This is a genomic window from Streptomyces sp. NBC_01012 (assembly GCF_045162755.1).
In the GTDB taxonomy this organism is placed as follows: domain Bacteria; phylum Actinomycetota; class Actinomycetes; order Streptomycetales; family Streptomycetaceae; genus Streptomyces.
The window spans coordinates 7,670,829-7,691,167 of record NZ_CP108688.1; the positions used below are offsets into that span (position 1 = coordinate 7,670,829).

The window sequence follows — 20,339 nt, forward strand, 5'->3', positions numbered from 1 at the left end:
TGCCGGTGGACGCGGACAGCCCTGGGGGTCGATCGAACCGTTTTCGAAAAGCACCGAGATCGATTATGACCAGGTGGCAGACCCGGGGGCGTTCACGCGGTTCACGTGCGCACGGCAGTGGCGACTTGCACCTCACGTCAACGTCAGGTTCTAGAGTGACGGGTACCGGATGAACACGTCATTCCGACCCGTCGAAGTAAGGCAGACCACTATGCGCGCAGCCCGGTTCCACGAATACGGCGGAGCGGAGAGCCTGGTGATCGAGCAGGCCCCCGACCCCCACCCAGGCCCCGGTGAGATCCGTGTCCGCGTCGCGGCGGCCAGCGTCAACCCCATCGACTGGAAGCTGCGCGCCGGCGCCCTGCGCCAGCTGATTCCCGTGGAGCTGCCCGCCATTCCAGGGCGTGACGGTGCCGGTGTGGTCGACGAGATCGGTGACGGGGTGCAGGGGGTGAGCATCGGCGACCGGGTCTTCGGGCTGGGCGGCGTCACCGGGGCGACCGCCGAGCTGTTCATCCTCTCGGCCTGGGCACACACCCCCGCCGCGTGGAACGACGAGCAGGCCGCTGGTGCCGGCCTCGCGTCGGTGACCGCGATGCGTGGGCTCAAGGCGCTCGGCCCCCTCGATGGGCGCACTCTCCTCGTCGAGGGCGCCGCCGGAGGCGTGGGCAGCGCGGCGGTCGAGATCGCGGTGGCGCAAGGTGCAACAGCGATCGGGACGGCCAGCGAACGCAACCACGAGTTCCTCACCGCTCTCGGCGCCGTTCCCACCACCTACGGCGCCGGTCTCGCGCAGCGTCTGTCCGCTCTCGCCCCGCGCGGAGTCGACCTCGCGCTCGACACCGCGGCCTCCGGATCGCTGGACGACCTCGTCGAGATCACAGGCGACCCGAAGCGCGTCGCGACGGTCGCCGACCATGGGGGCGGGCAGCGACTGGGCACGCATGTGGTCAACGCCGAGAACGATGCCACTCTTCTGTCCGCGGCGGCGGAACTGGGCGGGCAGGGCCGCTACACACCCCGTATCGAACAGGCCTACCCCCTGGAGCGGATCGCCGACGCCCACGCGCACGCCGAGCGTGGGCGGACCCGAGGGAAGATCGTGATCTGTATCTGAACAGGCCGATCTCCGTCTTCGGCGTTCACCCGGCTGGGGCCGATGATCCGGTACGGCGGGACTTCACCGCAGCCGGGCCGAACCGTGTCGTGCGCAGAGCCCGGGATCACAGCGGCAGCTGCGATCCCGGGCTCTCGGGTGTCCGCCTCAGCGCGGCCCGCCTCAGGTGGCCACTACCGGCGGCCCGCCTCGGGTGTCGTCGCGCCGACGAGGATCACGGTGTTGCCGAAGACTTCCTCGCCCCGCCCCATCTCGGCGTGGGCCCGGGGGATTTCGTCGAGGCGCAGGACACGGCCGACCACCGGGTCTATCTTCCCGTCGCGGACCAGCTGGTTGTAGGCGATGGCCTGCTCGTCGTTCGTGCCGTGAGAGCCCTGAAGGCGCTTCTGACGAGTCCAGTGGTACCGCAGGTCGACCATGGCGTCGAAACCGGTCGTCCCCGCGCAGATGACCACCATGCCGCCAGGACGGCAGACGAAGATGCTGGTCGGGATGGTGCTGGCACCGGGGTGTTCGAACACGACGGCAGGGTCCTCGCGAGCGCCGGCGATGTCCCAGATCTTCTTGCCGAACGCGCGGGCGCCCGCGGTCCAAGCCTTCTGTCCGGCCTTGTCGTCGACCAGGGGCGGGATGCCCCAGTGGTCGAATTTCCGGCGGTTGATGTAGCCGATGGCGCCGTACTTCATGGCGTACTCGCCGCGCGCGTCGTCGGAGACGACGGCGACGGCGCGCCCGCCGGCGGCCTTGACCAGCTGGGTGGCTTGCGTACCGAGCCCGCCCGAGCCGCCCCAGACGAGGACCAGGTCACCGTCCTCGATCGTGTTGCCGTTCCAGCCCAGGAGCATCCGGTACGCCGTGGTACCCACCAGCGTGGGGGCAGCGGCCTCCGCCCAGCTGAGATGGGCGGCCTTGGGCAGTACCTGATGAGCCTGGACGCGGGCGAACTGCCCGAAGGCCCCGTAATTCGTGTCGTAGCCCCAGATCTTCGCACTCGGCGCGATCATCGGGTCCCGGCCCGCGGTCACCCACGGATCGTCCGCGTCCCACACACCGGGGTGCACGATCACCTCGTCGCCCACGGACACGTCGGTGACCGCATCCCCTACCGCGTAGACGATGCCGGACGCGTCGGAGCCGCCGATATGGAAGTCCTCGGTCTCGCCTCGCCTCTGCCGGGCGCCGACCTGGTCGACCGGGTAACCGCGGGCGGCCCAGACGTTGTTGTAGTTCACGCCCGCGGCCATGACGGCGATGAGGACCTCATGGGTGCCGATGGCCGGGGTGGGCACCACTTCGTGCTGGAAGGCGGTGAGCGGGTCGCCGTAACGGTCGGGGCGCACGACCTGGGCGTGCATCCGGGCCGGCACCTGACCCAGCGGTGGGAGGGTGCCGACATCGTGAGTCCCGGTGGTACCGGCGACGGACCGCCGTTCGTTGCTCATGGATGGTCTCCTCGGATCTGGAGGGATATGAGGGATATGGGGAGTTGAGGACTGGGAGGACGACGAGGGGCAGCCGGCTGCGTCACAGCTCGGAGGGCAGGCCGTGCGGGATCGGGTGTCAGGCTGACGGGGCGGGGGAGCGGAGGTAGCCGATGAGGGCGGCTGTTCCGGCGAGGGGGCCCAGCGCGAGGACCAGGAGCGCGGGGGTCCATGAGGCCGCGTCGGCCAGCACGGGCACGAGGTAGATCGTCACTGCGGTGGTCACGTAACCGACCCCGAGCTGCAGGGAGACGGCGCTGCCGACGAAGCGCTGGTCGACGCTCTCGGTGACCATGGCGGAGAACTGGGCGGAGTCCGCGATCACCCAGAATCCCCAGAAGGCGGCCACCACCAGCACGAGCGGCAGCGGCAGGGTGCGCACGAACGCCAGCACGACGACGGCGCTGCCCGAGCAGACAAGGCTGATCAGCGCGGACCGGGCCCGCCCGTACCGGTCGCTGATGCGGCCGCCGACGAGACAGCCCACGGCTCCCACGCCGATGCAGCCGAACGCGGCGAGGGCGGCCAGCCGCGCGCCGTTCGGCCGGTCAGCGAAGCCGTGCAGACCCGCGAGGAAGGTGCCGATCCAGGCCCACATGGCGTACAGCTCCCACATGTGCCCGGCGTAGCCGATGTTGGCGAGTACGACGCGGCGGTTGCGGCTGGCCCGCAGTGCCGCACGCAGGTGGAACGTCGACTTGGGGAAGGGATACGGCCCCGAGTTGCGCAGCAGCAAGGTCGCCAGTCCACCGGCGGCGGTCAGCACCGACGTCGCGATGATCACCACGCGCCAATCGAGCCCGCCGGTGGCCTTGATCAGTTGTGGTATCGCGGAGCCGAGCGTCAGCGCCCCGATCATGACGCCCAACGCGGTGCCGCGTCCGGTGCGGAACCAGGACGAGACCTCTTTGAGCGCCGGCGGGTAGACCGCGGCCAGGCAGGCTCCGGTCAGCGCCCGCAACAGGACGGCGACCGTGAAGCCCGGAGCCCACAGCAGCACCAGATTCATCGTCGCGGCGGTCAAAGCGCCCAGGCACATCAGGCGCCGGCCCGGAAGGGCGTCGGCGAGCCCGCTCGCGGCCAGGGCGAGGGCCCCGACCACGAAGCCCAGCTGAACCGCGATCGTCAGCAATGAGCTCTGCCCGCCGCTCAGGTTCCACAGGTCCTGCAGTTGGGGGACGACGAAGGACGCGGAGAACCAGACGCTCATCGACAGGAACGTGGCCAGGGCGATCAGGGTGAGCGCGGTGGCCGGCCTGGTCGTCCCGGTGGAGTGGAGCGGCGTGCTCGTGGTCGGGGAATTCATGTCTCGGGGCTCCCGGTTCAGCTGCGGCGGGCGTTGAGCCGGCGGACGTGGCCCAGTGCGGTGATGGCCCGGTCGACGGTCTCGATCACCGCAACACCAGCACTGGCCGCCTCGGCGCGCAAGGCGCGTACCAGGGTGTCCTGTTCGGCGCTGTAGCTGCTGCGCAGCACCAGTACGACGGGGACCGGACCACGGTCGGCGACGCTGATGTCACGGGCCATGTCGGTGAGCATCGCCGCGGCGTCGCTGCCGTGCTTCATGTCGTAGACGGTGCCCATGTCGGTATAGGCGACGATGCAGTCGACGGCCGGGTCCGCGGCGACGGCCTCGACGAGTCGGCCCATGATGCCGGCGCCGCTGTCGTCGACCATGGACCAGGTGGGGATGTCGATCGGGTTGTGCAGGCTGCTACCGGGCGCGTCGTAGCGGGACAGGGACCGGTCGGTGGACCCGGCGAACGGCGGGATGACCAGGCCGCTCTCATGGGCGGTGTCCGCGCCGACCACGGCGACGCCGCCGCCGGTGCCCAGCAGGCCGAGCCCCGGCCCGGTGAACCCGGGCGCGAACTGGGCGAGCAGCAGGGTGTCCATGAGCTCGTCGAGGCTGCTGACGAGGACCACGCCGGCGTCGGCGGCCGCGTCGCGCAGCAGTTGCGGGTCGCCGGCCAGCGCGCCGGTGTGAGAGGCGGCGGCGGCTCCGCCGACTGCGCTGCGGCCGCCCTTGAAGAGGATGACGGGTGTGCTCATGGTGGCTGCAAGGGCGAAGAAGTCGCGGGCGTCGCTGTCGTCCTCGAGGTAGAACGCGGCCACGGTCGTGTCGGGGTCGGCCTCGCAGAAGGCGAGCAGCTCGGAGGGGGACACGTCGTGGCAGTTGCCCACCGAGCTGACGAAGCTGAAGCGCAGCCCGAGTTCGTTGCCGCGGCGCACCACGTCGCCCGCGTAGGTGCCGGACTGCGAGACGACGGCGATGGTGCCCTTCTCCGTGGAGGAGGCGTCCCGGCCGATCATCGTCAGCCGGGAGTAGGGGGTGTAGTGGCCGATGCAGTTGGGGCCCAGCACCCGCAGCTCGGTGCCGGCCACCGCCTGCGCGAGGTCGGTGGTGCCGGCGGTCAGTACGTGCGCCGTCTTGACCCCTCGGCCGGCGAGGTCGGTGAGGGCCTGGGGGACAGCGGCGGCCGGCAGGGCGACCACCGCGCGGTCGACGCCTTCGGGCAGTTCGGCGATCGAGGATACGGCCGCGTGTCCCAGGATGGTGTCGGCGGAGCGGCTCACCGGGTGGAGCGCTCCGGTGAATCCCTGGTCCACCGCGGTGCGCACAGCGCGGTGGCCCATTTTCTCGGGGTGCGCGGAGGCGCCGACGACCGCCATGGACGTGGGGTAGACAGCGGGCTTCAACTGCCGATACAGCGTCGCGGGGTCGGGCAGCGGCGCCCTGACATCGACGCCGTCGGGCCGAGCCACGGCCCGCGCGTCGACGGCGACGATGGATGTGGGGCCGACGACGACGGGGTTGAGGTCGATCTGGTCGACCGGTTCGGACAGCAGCAGCCCGTGGGCACCGCCGACGCGCACCAGCAGATCGGCGAGCTGTTCGTGTCCGGCGGGGAAGCGGCGGCGCAGGACGCTCCCGATGCGTGTGCGACCGATGAGGCGCAGGGCCCCGTCGCGGTCCAGTGGGGCTTGGGCGAAGGCGACATCGCCGAGGGCCTCGACGTCGACGCCACCGGATCCGACCATGACGACGGGCCCGAAGCCGGGATCGTGCAGGGCGCCGACGACCACTTCGGGCCCGGCGTCGACCATGGGTTCCACGGTGACGCCCCTGGGCGTGAATCCGCGGGCCCGCTGCACGGTGAACAACTGCTTGACGGCGGCTTCGGCGGCGTCGGGGGCGATGTCGAGCAGGACGCCACCGGCCTTGCTCTTGTGAACCACGCCGTCGGCCACCAACTTGATCGCCAGCGGTTTGCCGAGACGCTCGGCGATCTCACCGGCCGCTACGGGGGTGTCGGCGAAGACGACGGGGTTGGCGGGTATCCCGTACCTGATGGCGAGGTCGCGGACGACGTCCTCGCGCAGTCTCCGGTCGGAGGTCGGGGGCAGGCCGGTCATGGTCACGCGAGCACCTTCTCGATCTCGGTGTGCAGGCGCGTGGGACGGTCGGGATAGACGGCCGGGCGCCGCTCCAGGAACGACCGCACGCCCTCGTCGCCGTCGGGCAGGGAGCGGACCACAGCGGCCAGTTGCGACTCGACCGCGCGGCCGGCGTCGCTGCCGTGGTGCAGGGTGTGGGAGAGCCCGGCCTTGACCGCCGTGACCACGGAAGGAGACACGGCGGCGATCTGTCCGGCCAGTTCGAGGGCTCCGTCCAGGGCCTGATCGCCGTCGTGGAGGGCGGTGACGAAACCGTGGCGTTCGGCCTCCTGCGCGGTGAAGGGCGCGGCGGTGGCCAGCCAGCGGTAGGCGATCGAGTAGCCGACAAGGTCGAGGAGCCGGCTGAGCTGCCCGCCGACCGGGACGAGACCGATCGCGGCACCCACGCCGCAGAACCGGGCGCCCGGGGTCGCCACCCGAAGGTCGCAGTTGAGGGCGAGGATGAAGCCGGCCGCATAGGCGGGGCCGTCGATCGCGCCGATGACCGGGGTGAGGATCTCCGAGGGGCGGGAGAAGGCGGCGTTGGCCACCGGGTCACCGGCGGTCGCGGGGTTGTCCAAGACCTCTTGGAGGTCGTGGCCGGAGGAGAAGTAGCCATCGGTGCCGGTGACCACGATCGCACGCACGGTGGGGTCGGCGTCGGCCCGATCGAGCTCGTGGAGCAGCGCCGTGGTCATGACGCCGTTGAAAGCGTTGCGCTTGCTCGGGTTGTCGATGGTCAGGATGCGGGTCGCGCCCTTGTCGGACACGTGGATGCCGGATGCCATGAGCAGGCTCCTGTCTGGCGTGGGTGGGTTGGTTCAGCCGGTGCTCCGGCCGGCGGGCTCGCCGACCGGGGCCATCTGTTCGGTGGGGGCCGGCTGCTCGGGGGCGCGGAACATCCGCGCGAGCAGGCTTCCGGCCGTGACGATCACGCTGTTGAGGACGAGTGCGGAGATGGCGATGTAGAGGGGACTGGACAGGAAGAACGGAGTGGCGGTCGACCCGCCGAAGGGGCCGCCGGTGGGGGACTCGACGCCATAGGCCGCCCATGTGCCGTAGGCGACACCGACCAGCAGGCCGGTCATCAAGGCGTACGTGCTGGCGAACCGCTTGGTGAACAGGCCGAGCAGCACGGTGGGCAGGGTCTGCAGGATCCAGATCCCGCCCAGCAGCTGGAAGTTGACCGCTGCGTTCGCGTCGAGGGTGAGGACGAAGGCCAGCGCGCCGGCCTTCACCAGTACCGACACGACTTTGGAGACGAGCGTCTCGCTCCTGGCCGTGACCGGACGGCGGCTGTAGGTCCGGTATATGTTGCGGCTCACGAGGTTCCCGGCGGCAATCGCCATGATCGCGGCCGGGACCAGGGCACTCATCGCGATCGCAGCGAAGGCGACACCGGTCAGCCAGGACGGGAACATCTCGGACAGCAACTGCGGCACCGCGTACTGGGGATTGCCGTCGCGCGGGGTGATGCCGGCGGCGAGCGCCATGATGCCCAGCAGCGCCACGAGGCCCAGCAGCACGGTGTAGAGCGGGAGCAGGGACATGTTGCGGCGTACCGTCCTGGCGCCGCGTGAGGCGAAGACGCCGGTGATGGCGTGCGGGTAGAGGAAGAACGCCATGCCCGATCCCAGCGCGAGTGTCATGTAGACGGTCGGGTCCACGGCGACGGCGGGATCGCCGGTCTTCGGGGTGGTGGGTTTGTCGGCCAGGGCCTTGGACGCCGCGTCGAAGATGCTGTCGAAGCCGCCGAGCCTGATCGGAATATAGATCACGGCGGCGATGACGACGATGTAGACCAGGGCGTCCTTGACGAAGGCGATCAGGGCGGGGGCGCGGAGCCCCGACGAGTAGGTGTAGGCGGCCAGGACGCCGAAGGCGAGCAGCAGCGGAAGGTCCCGCATGAACCAGTTCCCGGCTGCCGAGCCTCCGATGCCCATCGCGCCCAGGACGACTTCCAGGCCGACCAGCTGCAGAGCCAGATACGGCATCGTGGCGAGCAGCCCGGTGATGGTGATGGCGAGGCTGAGAGGCTTGGACCGGAAGCGGTCGCTGACGAAGTCGGTGAGGGTGACATAGCCGTTCTTGTGCGCCAGCGACACGAGCTTCGGCAGGAACAGGAACCCGAGCGCGTACAGCACCACGGCGTTCGGGATCGCGTAGAAGCCGAAGGCGCCCATGCTGAACAGCGCGGCCGGGATGGCGATGAGGGTGTACGCGCTGTAGAGATCCCCGCCCAGCAGCACCCAGGTGATCAGCGGACCGAAGGTACGCCCGCCCAGCGCCCACTCGTCGAGCCGGTCGCCGTCGGCGGCCCGGCGCCATCGGCTGGCCACGAAGCCCATGACCGTGACGAGCAGCAGCAGGGCCAGAAAGACGGAGAAGGTGACCGCGTCGAAGTTCATGCCGCTGCCTCCGCCTCGTCCGTGTCGCCTGAGTAGAGGAGCCGGTAGGCGGTGCTCGTGGCGATCGCCGTGCAGATCGCCATGGACATCTGGAACCAGTAGAAGAACGGAATGCCGATGAGGGCCGGGCCACTCCGCTGGTACAGGGGAACAGCGAGAGAGAGGACCACGGGTATGAGGATCAGCAGTCCGCTCACTGCGAGTCGCAGCGGGCGAGCGGCTCGCACGGGAGGAGACTCCCGGTTTTCGCCCATCATGGACTCTCCTTCTGAGTCGGGAGGGATGCGAGGGGCGCGAGCGAGCAGGAAGGCATGGTGGCTGGTCACGCCAGGTGGGGTCCTGCACGCCGCGCTGTCACCGGCCTCATGCGGCCGGATGGTGAACAGGACGTGGGCGGCACGCTAGGAGCGCTGCGAGATCCACGACATACGAGAATCCGAGAAGTTCCCCGCCGCGGTGTCGGAGTTCCTACGAACGGCCGGTGGCTAGAGCGGGGGAGCGGTGTCCCACAGGCGCACGCCGAGAGCCAGTAGCAACAGGTCGTCCACGGCCATGGGATCGCGGTGGGTCAGGGTGCGGATGCGTCGCAGCCGGTAGACGACGGTGTTGGGGTTGACCGTGAGCTCGGCGGCCGCCCTGGTCAGGTTGAAGTTGGCGTTGACGTAAGCACGCAGTGTGGCCAGGAGCTCGGCGTTCTTGTGCTCGTCGTAGTCGACGAGCGGCCGGACCGTCTCCTCCAGAAGGGCGTCGATGTGCCGGGTCGAGCGCAGGATCTGGTCGAGCAGCACATCGGCGAAGCGGATGGCCCGCCCCGGTCGGCGGATGGAGAAGCCCAGCTCCGCGGCTTCGTGGGCCTCGGTGTAGGAACGTCGTACGCCGGCAACTCCCTCGGCGATACGGCCGATGCCCACCGTCCAGGCGGGTTCGTAGGCCGCCAGGTCGTGACAGGCGGCTTCGATGCGGGCGCCGTCCTCGCCGTAGTCGAGCACACAGATGCACACGATCTCGTGGTCACGCGGTCCGGTGAGGAAGGACCGGGTCAGCGGCACGAACTGGTCGCGCACGGCCAGTACGGCGGCCTGCACGCCGGCCAGCGGATGGTCGCGGTCGGGTACCCGCACCACGACGACCATCAGCCGGCCGCGCAGGCTGGTCCCCAGCACCGCGGCCTGGCGACGGGCGCGCTCACTGACCGGATCACCGGTCAGCACGGTCTCCAGCACATCCGTACGCAGCGCCTGCCCGTCGACGGAGGCGACGGTGGATTCGTGGATGTAGGCGCGTGACAGGTCGTTGGAGACGCGGTCCAGGTACTCCATCATGGCGTCGGCGGCATCGATGGACAGCTGCTTGCCGATCGCGTCATCGCCCGCGAACTCGGCCATGGTGCGCCAGATCCGTGTCCCCCACAGCCGATAGGTGCGAAGCAGGGACGGCAGACTGACGTGCTGGTGCACGCGGCGCGCCGCCGACCGGCGGATCCACTGGATGTCCTCGTCCGGCACGGCGAAACCGCCCGCGAAGGTGTCGACGAGGTACTCGATGTTCTGTACGGCGGCGTCGGTGACATCCCGGATCAGGACCGACTCCGGGAGCTCCCGGTACTCGGCCATCACCGCGGTGTACTCGTCGACCAAGCTGGTGCACAGCTCGTGGCGGCGTGCCCGTAGCTGCTCCAGAACGGTGGCCAGACGCGCCGCGTAGGCGGCCTCGTCGCGGCCGGCGTGCGACTCGATGGGCATGCTCACCACCCTCACAGATAGACGGACGCTGATCCACCAGGGATTACGGGACAGCCCTGAGGCGCGGGAACCGCGGGAAACGAGCCCCTCGCTCTCGTAGAGAACGAGAGAGACCACAGCGAAACTTCTCGGACTCTCTCATGACTCGGCTCACATGCCGGACCTAGCGTTCCCACTGTCCCGAAGCCCGCGCTCGGCGACGCCACCGTCCCGCCCGACAGCGAGGAGGTGCCGCCCACCCGCCCGAAGCCACCTTCCGGGGCCTGCCCGACACCCATGGAACCGACGTATAGGGGTTCGCCATGTCCGACATGTCCCACGCACCGGATCCGGTCCTCAGGACCGCCGACGACGCCACGTTCATCCAGGCCGAGCGCCAGGGCCCTGTAGCGATCGTCCGCCTGGACCGCCCCGAGGCACTCAACGCCTTGTGCGACCAGCTCACCCGCGAACTGTCGGAGGTCCTCGATGCCATCGAGGCCGACGACTCGGTCGGGGCCGTGGTCCTGACCGGCAGCGAGAAGGCCTTCGCCGCCGGAGCCGACATCAAGGAGATGCGGCCCAAGGGCTTCTCCGACGTCTTTCTGGAGGACTTCATCACCTCCTCGTGGGAGCGCGCATCAACCCTGCGAAAGCCGATCATCGCCGCGGTCAGCGGCTACGCCCTGGGCGGCGGAGCTGAGCTCGCGATGATGTGCGACTTCGTCATCGCCGCCGAAAGCGCGAAGTTCGGCCAGCCGGAGATCGGCATCGGCGTCCTTCCCGGAGCGGGCGGCACACAGCGCCTGGCGCGTTCGGTCGGCAAGGCCAAGGCGATGGACATGGTGCTCACCGGCCGCACCATCGACGCCTGGGAGGCGGAGCGCATCGGCCTCGTCGCCCGCGTCGTACCGACCCACTCGTTGATGCAGGCCGCAGGCGAAGCCGCGACAAAAATCGCGGGCTTCTCCCGCCCGGCTGTCCTGATGGCCAAGGAGAGCGTCAACCGTGCCTTCGAAACCCCCTTGTCCGAGGGTCTGCGCTTCGAACGCCGCATGTTCCACGCGGCCTTCGCCACCGAGGGGCAGAGCGAGGGCATGGCCGCCTTCCTCGACAAGCGCGACGCCGAGTACACCCACCGCTGAGACAGGAGCAGGCCATGAGCAGCGCAACGACCGAAGCCGTCTTCACCTTCGCGCAACCGCGTGACCTACGCGTCGGCGGCGGCGCCCTGGCCCGCATCGGCGAGGTCATGACCGCCATCGGGGCCACCAGGCCGCTCATCGTCACCGACGCGTTCCTGGTGAGCACAGGCCTCGCCGAGCAGACAGCGGCCCTGCTGCGCGAGGCCGGCTGCACGCCGAGCGTGTTCTCCGGGACGATCCCCGACCCGACGACAGACTCCCTGGTCAAGGGCCTGGAGGCGATCCGCGCCGACGACAGCGACGCCCTCGTCGGCCTGGGCGGCGGCAGCCCGATGGACACCGCCAAGGCGCTGGCCCTGCTCAGCGTGCAGGGCGGCAGGATGAGCGACTACAAGGCGCCCCGGCAGAACACCGCCGTGACCCTGCCGGTCGTGGCCGTCCCGACCACCGCGGGCAGCGGCTCGGAAGCCACCCAGTTCACGATCATCACCGACAGCGGCTCCGACGAGAAGATGCTGTGCACCGGCCGCTCGTTCCTTCCCACCGCCGCGATCATCGACTTCGAACTGACGATGTCCATGCCGTCGCGCCTCACCGCCGACACCGGCATCGACGCACTCACCCACGCTGTCGAGGCCTATGTCAGCAAGCGCGCCAACCCGCTCTCCGACGCCCTCGCCCTCACGGCGATCTCCACCATCGCGGACAACCTGCGCCGCGCCGTGGACAACGGCGATGACCGTCCGGCACGGGCGGCCATGATGCGGGCCGCCACCCAGGCGGGCATCGCCTTCTCCAACTCCAGCGTCGCCCTCGTCCACGGCATGAGCCGACCCATCGGCGCCCATTTCCACGTCGCGCACGGCCTGTCCAACGCCATGCTCTTCCCCGCGGTCACCGCCTTCTCCGCGTTCTCCGACACGGCCGCCACCGCCCGATACGCCGACTGCGCCCGCGCCTTCGGCGCCGCCACGGCCGGCGACAGCGACGACACGGCCGCCGGCGCACTCGTCGAGGCGATCCGCCGACTGTGCGGCGACCTCGAGGTGCCCACGCCACACGAGTTCGGCATCGACGAAGCGCACTGGAACCGTCTCATCCCGCTCATGGCCGAACAGGCCCTGGCCTCCGGATCTCCCGCCAACAACCCGCGCGTGCCCTCCGCCGAGGAGATCGCACAGCTTTACACCCAGATCTACCGCTGAGGGAGTCGACCCCATGACCACGACCATCGAACACTGGATCGACGGACAGAGCACCGCGGGCACCTCCACCCGCCGCGGTGACGTCTTCAACCCCGCTACCGGCGCCCTGTCCGGTCAGGTCGCCTACGCCGGCACCGGCGACGTGCACGCCGCGGTCACGGCCGCCGCCCAGGCCTTCCCCGCCTGGTCCAGCACCCCGCCGCACGTCCGCGCCCGTGTCCTGTTCCGCTTCCGGGACCTGGTGGAGAGCAACCGCGACCGGCTCGCCGAGATCATCACCGCCGAACACGGCAAGGTGTTCAACGACGCCCAGGGCGAGGTGACCCGCGGAATGGAAGTCGTCGAATTCGCCTGCGGCATCCCGCAGATGCTCAAGGGTGAGTTCTCCGAGAACGTCGGACGCACCGTCGACGCCGTCACCCTGCGCCAGCCACTCGGTGTGGTGGCCGGCATCTCCCCGTTCAACTTTCCGGCCATGGTGCCCCTGTGGATGTTCCCGGTCGCGCTGGCCTGTGGAAACACCTTCGTCATGAAGCCCTCCGAGAAGGACCCCACCCTCAGCAACGAGCTCGCCCTGCTCCTGGCGGAAGCCGGTCTGCCGGACGGTGTCTTCAACGTCGTCCACGGCGACAAGGCAGCCGTGGAGGCCCTGCTGGAGGACCCGCGCGTCGAGGCTGTCAGCTTCGTCGGCTCCACTCCCATCGCCGAACACATCCACAGGACCGCCACGGCCAACGGCAAGCGCGTACAGGCCCTGGGCGGCGCCAAGAACCACATGGTCGTCATGCCCGACGCCGACCTCGACCAGGCCGTCGCCGCCCTGATGGGAGCCGCCTACGGATCGGCCGGCGAACGCTGCATGGCCATATCGGTCGCCGTCCCCGTCGGTGAGCGGACCGCGCAGCGCCTGCGCGAGCGCGTGGTCAAGGCCCTGGCCGAGCTGAAGGTCGGCTCCGGCATGAGCGACGGCGTCGAGATGGGACCCCTGGTCACCGCAGCCCACCGCGACAAGGTCGCGGGCTACCTCGACATCGGCACACAGGAAGGCGCGGAACTCGTCGTCGACGGCCGCCGGAACGACATCGAGAACGCCGGAGACGGCTTCTTCCTGGGCGGCTCGCTCTTCGACCACGTCACACCCACCATGCGGATCTACCTCGAGGAGATCTTCGGCCCCGTCCTGTCCCTCGTGCGGGCCGACTCCTTCGCCCAGGCCCTCACCCTCGTCAACGAGCACGAGTTCGGCAACGGCACCGCGATCTTCACCCGCGACGGCAACACCGCCCGCACCTATCTCGCCCAGGTCAAGGCCGGGATGGTCGGCATCAACGTGCCCATCCCCGTACCCATGGCCTTCCACTCCTTCGGCGGCTGGAAGCGCTCACTCTTCGGCGACCACCACATTCACGGCCCCGAAGGCGTGCGCTTCTACACCCGCAACAAGACCGCCACCACCCGCTGGCCCAGCGACGCCGCCGTGACCACCGAATTCGCCATGCCCACCCATGGCTGAGCCGGCGCCCCACGCGCCGAACGGAGTGCGCACCGAAATCGACGGCACCCTCGGCCGCATCATCCTCGACCGCCCCAAGGCCCTCAACGCCCTGACCCTGGACATGGTCCGGCACCTGGAAACCACGCTGCTCGCCTGGCAAGGCGAAACGCTCACCGCGGTCACCATCGAGAGCTTCGACAAGCGGGCCTTCTGTGCCGGCGGCGACATCCGTACCGTCCGCCAGAACACCTGCGACGGCCGGCAGCAGCCGAACCTTGACTTCTTCGCCACCGAATACCGCGTCAACGCTCTGCTCGCCGACTATCCGCACCCCGTCGTGTCCCTGATCGACGGGATCTGTCTGGGCGGCGGCATGGGGCTGTCCGTCCACGGCCCCTTCCGCGTCGTCACCGAAGCCGCGGTGCTGGCCATGCCGGAAACCTCCATCGGCTTCTTCCCCGATGTGGGGGCCACCCACTTCCTGCCCCGCCTGCCGGGCGCGATGGGCATGTACCTCGCCCTGACCGGCGCACGTATCAACGCAGCCGACGCCCTCGCCCTCGGATTGGCCACGCACTTCTGCACCTCGGCCCGGCTCGCTGAGATCCCCGACCTGCTGCGCACCCGTGGACACCGCAGCGTCGACCAGGTCCTGAACACCATCTGCTCCCCACCATCCGTCAACGCCGAACTCACCCACCACCGCACCGCCGTCGACGACGTCTTCGCAGCCGACGGGATCCGAACGATCCGGCAGAGGCTGCATGCCGCGAACGATCCCTGGCTGCACGAGCAGGCACACGCCCTGGACGCGGTCTCCTGGCAGAGCCTGATGCTCACCTTCGACCTGATCAGCCGGGGCAAAGAGCGCAACCTGGCCACGTGCCTGACCGCCGAACTGCGCGCCGCCCTGCACACAGCGGCCACTGCCGACTTCGTCGAGGGAGTCCGTGCGGCACTCGTCGACAAGGACCGCTCGCCCCGTTGGGCCGACGCACCCGCATACCAGGGCGTCGACCAGGACGGTGCACCGTCCTGGCACCCCGCACTCGACCTGGTCCCCACCGCGCGAACCGCAACTCCCTGGCAACCGGCCACCCCAACCACCACCTGACGAGACGCCCGGACCGGGCGGCCGACCGGTCCGGGCGTTCCAGCCCCACCCACACCCCGAGGAGAACCACATGGCCCAGGCCACCAACACGCTCAACGGAGTCGACCGCGATGCCCTCAAGGGCACCCTCGACGCAGTCCGACACGACCCGCACCTTGCGAAGGTCTCGTTCACCCTCGGCGCGGACTGGCGGGGAGGCTGCCGCCAGCGCGCCGTCACCGGAACCACACGGCAGGCCGGAGCCACGATCGACAGCCGCACCGCCCGCGACACCCTCGCCCACGAGGTCCGCGTCTCCACCAACCTCGCCTGACGGCACCCGGTTTCGACCGTTGGCTCTTCCTGAACCCCTCCGTGCTGGGCCCAACCCAGGGAGCAACATGAATGACGCAGAGTTCATCCACCTCGACATCCGTGAGTCGATCGCCTGGATCCGGATCGAGCAACCCGAGAAGCTCAACGCACTGTCGGTCGAAGTCATGCGGGAACTCTCCGATGCGCTCGACGTTGTCGATCAGGACGACGAGGTGCGTGTCGTGGTCGTTCAAGGTGACGATCGGGCCTTCAGCGTCGGCTACGACATCGCCCAGGAAGTGGCGATGGGTGTCGCCACCGCCGAGCAGTGGTACGGCGGTCTGGAAGCCAACATCGCTCTGACAATGAAGGTGTGGGGCCTGAACAAGCCCGTCATCGGCGCCGTCTCCGGCTGGTGCCTGGCGGGCGGCTGCGAACTCGCCATGGCCTGCGACCTCATCGTCTGCACCGATGACGCGCAGTTCGGAGAACCCGAGATCCGCTTCGGATCCGGCCCGGTCACCCTTCTCATGCCGTTCCTCATCGGGCAGAAGGCGACCAACGAACTCCTCTACACCGGCGACACGATCGATGCCCACCGGGCCAAGGAACTGGGCCTGGTCAACCACGTCGTCGCGTGGGAAGACCTGGACGGCAACGTCGAACGGCTCGCCCGGAAGATCGCTTTGACACCGCTTCCGATCCTGCGATACACCAAGCGGGCCCTCACACGGGCATACACGGCGATGGGGCTCCAGACGGCCGTGGACGACAACCACGCCATCGCGGCCGTCCTCAACTCGGCCGTCACCCCCGAGCGCGCAGAGTTCACCGAAATCGTCGCGAGCAAGGGACTCAAGGCGGCCCTGGCCTGGCGCGACGCACGGTTCGCGCAGGTCGACGCCCGTTGAACGGCAAGGAGAGCCCTTCCACGAAGACCGGTACCACGTCGACGTGTGCGCGGACATGAGATCCCCTGACCAGACAGATCTCGCGACCGTGAAGAAGGCTCCGCGAAGGTGGGCGATCGTCGGGGTCTCGTACCGGGGGCCCTCAGCACTCGAACGTCCGTCAAAGCGGTATGCAACGACGGTACGCCCGGCGTTGCGGACCCGGCCGTGGGTGTGGGAGACATGCTTCTTGTCGCCGGTGTCGATCGAGGTCGAAACGTCGGTTCGGGCCCGTCCCGAGTGGCGCACGCACGCACCCTCGGGACGGGCCCTCAGCCGACCACGGGCCCAATCAGCCCGCGCAGAGCTTCACGTTCACCGTGGACCGCGATGGCCTTCTTCGTGAGGCCGCCCAGAAGGAAGGCGGCCTTGTCGTGGCCGATGGCGGTGGCGGCTGTGGCGGCGGGGCTCCGCGAATCTTTCTCGGTAAAGGTTCGTGACGGTTCGTGATCTTCGGTCAGGGTGTTACTGGTCAACGCGGTGAAGCCCTGGGTTCCGGAACGTGATCTTCGCAGACCTGTTCCTACCAGGGGCTTCTCGCGTGTCTGATGCCGGATCAAGCCCGTCTGATGGCCTGGCCGGCCAGGGGAAGATCGCGGATCTGTCGGACGGGCGGCACGGCCAATACTCTGAGTCCCGTCCGCACTATCTGGGAGAGTCATGACAAGTAGGTTCACCGAGTTGGTCGTTGAGTGCCACGATCCGGAGAGGCTCGCGGCCTTCTGGTGCGAGGTTCTGGACTTCAAGGTGATCGACCGGAGCGAGGGCAAGGTCGAGATCGGCTCCTGGATACCGACCATCGAGGATGTTCGAGCCCGCCAGATGCCGCCCACCTTGGTGTTCATCCAGGTGCCCGAGGACAAGACTGTGAAAAACCGGCTTCACCTCGACGTCAGCCCGATCGACGGCAGCACCGAGGTAGAGGTGACCAGATTGCTCGGCCTCGGCGCCACCAAGACGGACGTGGGCCAGGGCCCAGACCGAAACTGGGTAGTCATGGCAGACCCCGAGGGCAACGAGTTCGACGTCCTACGCACCCTGGCACCGCAGACCTAGGCACTGTTTCTCGGATCGCGGGCCTCAGGCGGGAATGAGGCCGTGGGGGTCGATGATGAACTTCTGGGACACTCCCGTATCGAAGGTCGCGTAGGCGTCGGGGGCGTCGTCGAGGCCGATCACCTTCGTGTTGAGCATGGCGCTCAAGTAGGGCATGCGATCCCACAGGATCGCCATCATCAGCTCGCGGTTGTAGTGCATGATCGGTGCCTGCCCGCCGGAGATCCGCGGCGACTTGATCCACGCCTTGCCGAAGTCGATCGGGTACGTACCCTCTTGCTCCGCCTTCGACTTCGCGAGCGGGTCGGCGCCGTATACGCCGATGACTCCGGTGGCTCCACCCGCGCGGGTGGCGTCGAGCACCTGGTTGATGGCGTAGGCCGGGTCCATGTCCTCGGCCTCGCGGCCGATGCCGTGCGCCTCGGTGCCGACATAGTCGACTGCGCAGTCGACCATGGGTTCGCCCAGGATGGCCTCGATCTGGTCGGTGAGCGCTGCGTCCTGGCTCAGATCGACCGTCTCGCAGCCGTTCTTCTTCACCAGCTCCAGGCGGTCCTTGTGGTAATCGCCGACGATGATGCAGGACGCCCCGAGGAGGCGCGCCGCTGCTGCGCCGCAGCGGCCGACCGGGCCGGCGCCGGCGATGTACACGGTCGAGCCCGGCTTGGCACCGGCCTCCATGAGACCGTGAAACGCGGTGGGCAGGATGTCCGAGAGCAGCGCCAGGTCACGGATCTTCGACATGGCCTGGTCCCTGTCCGGGAAGCGCAGAAGCTGGAAGTCGGCGTACGGGACGAACAGGTACTCGGCCTGGCCGCCGGTCCAGTCGCCCAGGTTGAAGCCGTACGCTCCGCAGGACACCTTGGGGTTTGCGTTCTCGCAGACGTCGGTCCGGCGCGCCCTGCAGTTGCGGCATCGGCCGCAGGCCACGTTGAACGGGACGGAGACGAGGTCGCCCTCACTGAGGAACTCGACGTCGGGGCCGATCTCGATGACCTCCCCGGTCATCTCGTGCCCCATCACCATGCCCTGGGGCACCGGGAAGGACCCGCGGTAGATGTGCAGGTCGCTCCCGCAGATGTTGGTGGCGACGATCCTGAGGATGACTCCGTGCGGGGCCTTCTTCCCGTTCGGCATCTGAAGCTTCGGGAAGTCCAGGGACTCAACGCGCATGTCTTTCGGGTTCTGGAACGTGACGGCGCGGTTGCTGCTTGCCATGACGATCTCCTCTGCTGATCCACGGGGCCTCGGCCGTGGGAGTGCCGGATGTCATTTCGGTGGCTTGCGACTTCTCCCGATCAGGCGGGTTGCGGTGCGTTGGCGAAGCGTTCGACGATCGCCTTGCAGAAGGCGGGAAGGTCCTGCGGGCCGCGGCTGGAGATCAGCTGGCGGTCGATCACGACCTCCTCGTCGACGACCTCGGCGCCAGCGTTGCGCAGGTCAGTCCGAATGCTGGGCCAAGAGGTGAGGCGGCGACCGTGCAGCACGCCAGCCTCTGCCAGGGTCCAGGGTCCGTGGCAGATGGTGGCAACGGGCTTCCCGGTCTCCACGAACTCCCTCACGAAGGCGACGGCGTCGGGGTCGGTGCGCAGCTGGTCGGGGTTCATGGTGCCGCCGGGCAGCAGGAGCGCATCGTAGTCACCCACACGGGCGTCGGCGACCTTCTTGTCCACGGTAAAGGTTCCGGCCGGGTCGATGTCCATCTGGCGCGCGTTGATCTCGCCGGTGTGGAGGGACAGGAGTTCAGCCTGCCCTCCAGCGCCCAGCAGTGCGCCGAGAGGCTCTTCGAGCTCGACGCGCTCAACGCCGTCCGTGGCCAGGATGGCGACCTTCCTGCCGTGTAGTTCGTTGGTCATGGTGCGTGGTTCCTTCCGGTGGTCGGCGGGGGACCGGTTCGGGTCCGTTCTGTCGCCGCTCAGCTGCCGTCGAGGTGGAGGAGGACCTTGGTCCAGCCGTCCTCTCGGTGGCCGAAGGTGCTGGTAGGCCTGCGGCGCCTGGTCCAGCGACAGCTCCTGGGAGACGATCCAGGACAGCTTGGCCTTGCCCTGCTCAATCAGCCCGCACAGCTGCCGGTTGTACGCCTTGACGTTGGCCTGGCCCGTCCCCACGGTCTGGTGGGCACATCACCGTGGACGGAGTGCCGCACGAAAAGGCCTCAAGAACCCCAGTGTCCCACCCCCGCAAGACATGTCAAACGGGTTGAATCACCATGCGTGGCCGGTGACGTGCCGGAACCCGGCAGGCGCTGAGGCATGCCCGGCCCACGCCAAACCACTACCGGTCACTTGGTCGTCGGCCCGTCGTCGCACATCGCAAGGCACGATGCCCACGGGTACGCACTTCGACGTCGTCGTACTGGCGCGAGTCCGGCGGGTACACGGCCGCCGTGCGTGCCTCCCCGCTGGGCCTGCGCACCGCCGCCGTCGACGCCAAGTACCGGGGCAGAGTACCGATGACGATCGTCTACGGCCTGGCTTATGGCCACTGGGCTGATCCACGTCGCCCCGCGGGCAGAGCCTGCTCTACGCGGGCTGCTTCTCCACGACGACATCGAGCTGCTCGATCGTGGGCTCCTCGAAGAGCTCACCCGTGTTCTCACCGAGCGCTTTCGCGACCGCACCCGACAGATGCGCCTGGCGCCCGTCGTCGTCGGGAAAGGCATCGAAGATCCCGAACGACGAGGGTCCGAACTGGATTCCGAACCACCTGACGGTCTTGGGCTCCCCCTCGACGATCGACAGCCCTTGGTTCAAGAAGTCGCGGACGTCGTCCTCTCTGCCGGGCAGTGCTTCGAGGCGTACCAGAAGCGCTTTGCTGACCTGCGTTGCCATCTTGGGTCTCCTCTGCCTTTACTCGGTTCGCGTTGTCGATGATCGGAACGCCGCTACGACCGCCTCGCCGACCGTCTGACACTG

Annotated in this window: 19 protein-coding genes; 8 read left to right on the plus strand and 11 right to left on the minus strand. The window is 68.8% G+C overall.

Annotated features, from left to right (window positions below; genetic code table 11):
- The first annotated feature begins 211 nt into the window (after positions 1-211).
- A complete protein-coding gene (locus tag OG623_RS34320) occupies positions 212-1,117 on the plus strand; it encodes an NADP-dependent oxidoreductase (protein ID WP_406151551.1) in 906 nt (301 codons plus the stop codon).
- A gap of 173 nt (positions 1,118-1,290) precedes the next feature.
- Here the strand turns inward: OG623_RS34320 and ccrA are convergent, their stop codons facing one another.
- The 7 genes from ccrA to OG623_RS34355 form a co-directional block, all read right to left on the minus strand.
- Entirely contained in the window at positions 1,291-2,559 is a 1,269-nt protein-coding gene (gene ccrA, locus OG623_RS34325) for a crotonyl-CoA carboxylase/reductase (protein WP_406151552.1), read from the minus strand.
- Positions 2,560-2,677: 118 nt separating this feature from the next.
- On the minus strand, positions 2,678-3,904 hold the full coding sequence (locus tag OG623_RS34330; RefSeq protein ID WP_406151554.1) for a nitrate/nitrite transporter: 1,227 nt from the start codon (positions 3,902-3,904) through the stop codon (positions 2,678-2,680).
- 17 nt (positions 3,905-3,921) lie between these two features.
- Positions 3,922-6,015 carry an acetate--CoA ligase family protein gene (locus OG623_RS34335; protein ID WP_406152126.1) on the minus strand — a complete coding sequence of 698 codons (2,094 nt, stop codon included), beginning with the start codon at positions 6,013-6,015 and terminating at the stop codon, positions 3,922-3,924.
- A gap of 2 nt (positions 6,016-6,017) precedes the next feature.
- Positions 6,018-6,824, minus strand: coding sequence for an enoyl-CoA hydratase/isomerase family protein (locus tag OG623_RS34340; RefSeq protein ID WP_406151556.1), 807 nt, complete (start codon positions 6,822-6,824; stop codon positions 6,018-6,020).
- Positions 6,825-6,857: 33 nt separating this feature from the next.
- A complete protein-coding gene (gene mctP, locus OG623_RS34345; protein ID WP_406151558.1) occupies positions 6,858-8,444 on the minus strand; it encodes a monocarboxylate uptake permease MctP in 1,587 nt (528 codons plus the stop codon).
- The gene (locus OG623_RS34350; RefSeq protein WP_406151559.1) at positions 8,441-8,701 is read right to left on the minus strand and encodes a DUF3311 domain-containing protein; all 261 of its coding nucleotides are present in this window, start codon (positions 8,699-8,701) and stop codon (positions 8,441-8,443) included. The genes mctP and OG623_RS34350 overlap by 4 nt, the downstream gene beginning before the upstream one ends.
- A gap of 228 nt (positions 8,702-8,929) precedes the next feature.
- The gene (locus OG623_RS34355) at positions 8,930-10,186 is read right to left on the minus strand and encodes a PucR family transcriptional regulator (protein ID WP_406151561.1); all 1,257 of its coding nucleotides are present in this window, start codon (positions 10,184-10,186) and stop codon (positions 8,930-8,932) included.
- Between the two features lie 302 nt (positions 10,187-10,488).
- Here OG623_RS34355 and OG623_RS34360 point away from each other — a divergent pair, with 302 nt between their 5' ends.
- The 6 genes from OG623_RS34360 to OG623_RS34385 all read left to right on the plus strand — a co-directional run bounded on the left by OG623_RS34360 (position 10,489) and on the right by OG623_RS34385 (position 16,329).
- A complete protein-coding gene (locus OG623_RS34360; RefSeq protein WP_406151563.1) occupies positions 10,489-11,310 on the plus strand; it encodes an enoyl-CoA hydratase in 822 nt (273 codons plus the stop codon).
- Positions 11,311-11,324: 14 nt separating this feature from the next.
- Positions 11,325-12,515 carry an iron-containing alcohol dehydrogenase gene (locus OG623_RS34365; protein WP_406151565.1) on the plus strand — a complete coding sequence of 397 codons (1,191 nt, stop codon included), beginning with the start codon at positions 11,325-11,327 and terminating at the stop codon, positions 12,513-12,515.
- Between the two features lie 13 nt (positions 12,516-12,528).
- Positions 12,529-14,028 carry a CoA-acylating methylmalonate-semialdehyde dehydrogenase gene (locus OG623_RS34370; RefSeq protein WP_406151566.1) on the plus strand — a complete coding sequence of 500 codons (1,500 nt, stop codon included), beginning with the start codon at positions 12,529-12,531 and terminating at the stop codon, positions 14,026-14,028.
- Entirely contained in the window at positions 14,021-15,124 is a 1,104-nt protein-coding gene (locus OG623_RS34375; protein WP_406151568.1) for an enoyl-CoA hydratase/isomerase family protein, read from the plus strand. The genes OG623_RS34370 and OG623_RS34375 overlap by 8 nt, the downstream gene beginning before the upstream one ends.
- 70 nt (positions 15,125-15,194) lie before the next feature.
- Positions 15,195-15,437, plus strand: coding sequence for a hypothetical protein (locus OG623_RS34380; RefSeq protein WP_406151570.1), 243 nt, complete (start codon positions 15,195-15,197; stop codon positions 15,435-15,437).
- A 67-nt stretch (positions 15,438-15,504) separates the two neighbouring features.
- A complete protein-coding gene (locus OG623_RS34385) occupies positions 15,505-16,329 on the plus strand; it encodes an enoyl-CoA hydratase/isomerase family protein (RefSeq protein WP_406151571.1) in 825 nt (274 codons plus the stop codon).
- A 311-nt stretch (positions 16,330-16,640) separates the two neighbouring features.
- Here the strand turns inward: OG623_RS34385 and OG623_RS34390 are convergent, their stop codons facing one another.
- The gene (locus OG623_RS34390) at positions 16,641-16,844 is read right to left on the minus strand and encodes a hypothetical protein (RefSeq protein WP_406151572.1); all 204 of its coding nucleotides are present in this window, start codon (positions 16,842-16,844) and stop codon (positions 16,641-16,643) included.
- A gap of 184 nt (positions 16,845-17,028) precedes the next feature.
- Between OG623_RS34390 and OG623_RS34395 the strand changes: the two genes are divergently transcribed.
- The gene (locus tag OG623_RS34395; protein ID WP_406151573.1) at positions 17,029-17,424 is read left to right on the plus strand and encodes a VOC family protein; all 396 of its coding nucleotides are present in this window, start codon (positions 17,029-17,031) and stop codon (positions 17,422-17,424) included.
- Positions 17,425-17,448: 24 nt separating this feature from the next.
- On the opposite strand, the gene OG623_RS34400 is transcribed toward OG623_RS34395, so the two are convergent.
- The 3 genes from OG623_RS34400 to OG623_RS34410 form a co-directional block, all read right to left on the minus strand.
- Positions 17,449-18,642 (minus strand): alcohol dehydrogenase catalytic domain-containing protein, encoded by a 1,194-nt coding sequence (locus OG623_RS34400; RefSeq protein WP_031043910.1) that lies wholly within the window; start codon positions 18,640-18,642, stop codon positions 17,449-17,451.
- Between the two features lie 80 nt (positions 18,643-18,722).
- Positions 18,723-19,280 (minus strand): type 1 glutamine amidotransferase domain-containing protein, encoded by a 558-nt coding sequence (locus tag OG623_RS34405; protein WP_031043905.1) that lies wholly within the window; start codon positions 19,278-19,280, stop codon positions 18,723-18,725.
- A 666-nt stretch (positions 19,281-19,946) separates the two neighbouring features.
- Positions 19,947-20,255 carry a putative quinol monooxygenase gene (locus OG623_RS34410; RefSeq protein ID WP_031043901.1) on the minus strand — a complete coding sequence of 103 codons (309 nt, stop codon included), beginning with the start codon at positions 20,253-20,255 and terminating at the stop codon, positions 19,947-19,949.
- Positions 20,256-20,339 lie beyond the last annotated feature (84 nt).

Coding starts and splice junctions, on each gene's coding strand:
- OG623_RS34320 (WP_406151551.1), top strand. CDS start 212: ATGCGCGCAGCCCGGTTCCACGAATACGGCGGAGCGGAGAGCCTGGTG.
- ccrA (WP_406151552.1), bottom strand. CDS start 2,559: ATGAGCAACGAACGGCGGTCCGTCGCCGGTACCACCGGGACTCACGAT.
- OG623_RS34330 (WP_406151554.1), bottom strand. CDS start 3,904: ATGAATTCCCCGACCACGAGCACGCCGCTCCACTCCACCGGGACGACC.
- OG623_RS34335 (WP_406152126.1), bottom strand. CDS start 6,015: ATGACCGGCCTGCCCCCGACCTCCGACCGGAGACTGCGCGAGGACGTC.
- OG623_RS34340 (WP_406151556.1), bottom strand. CDS start 6,824: ATGGCATCCGGCATCCACGTGTCCGACAAGGGCGCGACCCGCATCCTG.
- mctP (WP_406151558.1), bottom strand. CDS start 8,444: ATGAACTTCGACGCGGTCACCTTCTCCGTCTTTCTGGCCCTGCTGCTG.
- OG623_RS34350 (WP_406151559.1), bottom strand. CDS start 8,701: ATGATGGGCGAAAACCGGGAGTCTCCTCCCGTGCGAGCCGCTCGCCCG.
- OG623_RS34355 (WP_406151561.1), bottom strand. CDS start 10,186: ATGCCCATCGAGTCGCACGCCGGCCGCGACGAGGCCGCCTACGCGGCG.
- OG623_RS34360 (WP_406151563.1), top strand. CDS start 10,489: ATGTCCGACATGTCCCACGCACCGGATCCGGTCCTCAGGACCGCCGAC.
- OG623_RS34365 (WP_406151565.1), top strand. CDS start 11,325: ATGAGCAGCGCAACGACCGAAGCCGTCTTCACCTTCGCGCAACCGCGT.
- OG623_RS34370 (WP_406151566.1), top strand. CDS start 12,529: ATGACCACGACCATCGAACACTGGATCGACGGACAGAGCACCGCGGGC.
- OG623_RS34375 (WP_406151568.1), top strand. CDS start 14,021: ATGGCTGAGCCGGCGCCCCACGCGCCGAACGGAGTGCGCACCGAAATC.
- OG623_RS34380 (WP_406151570.1), top strand. CDS start 15,195: ATGGCCCAGGCCACCAACACGCTCAACGGAGTCGACCGCGATGCCCTC.
- OG623_RS34385 (WP_406151571.1), top strand. CDS start 15,505: ATGAATGACGCAGAGTTCATCCACCTCGACATCCGTGAGTCGATCGCC.
- OG623_RS34395 (WP_406151573.1), top strand. CDS start 17,029: ATGACAAGTAGGTTCACCGAGTTGGTCGTTGAGTGCCACGATCCGGAG.
- OG623_RS34400 (WP_031043910.1), bottom strand. CDS start 18,642: ATGGCAAGCAGCAACCGCGCCGTCACGTTCCAGAACCCGAAAGACATG.
- OG623_RS34405 (WP_031043905.1), bottom strand. CDS start 19,280: ATGACCAACGAACTACACGGCAGGAAGGTCGCCATCCTGGCCACGGAC.
- OG623_RS34410 (WP_031043901.1), bottom strand. CDS start 20,255: ATGGCAACGCAGGTCAGCAAAGCGCTTCTGGTACGCCTCGAAGCACTG.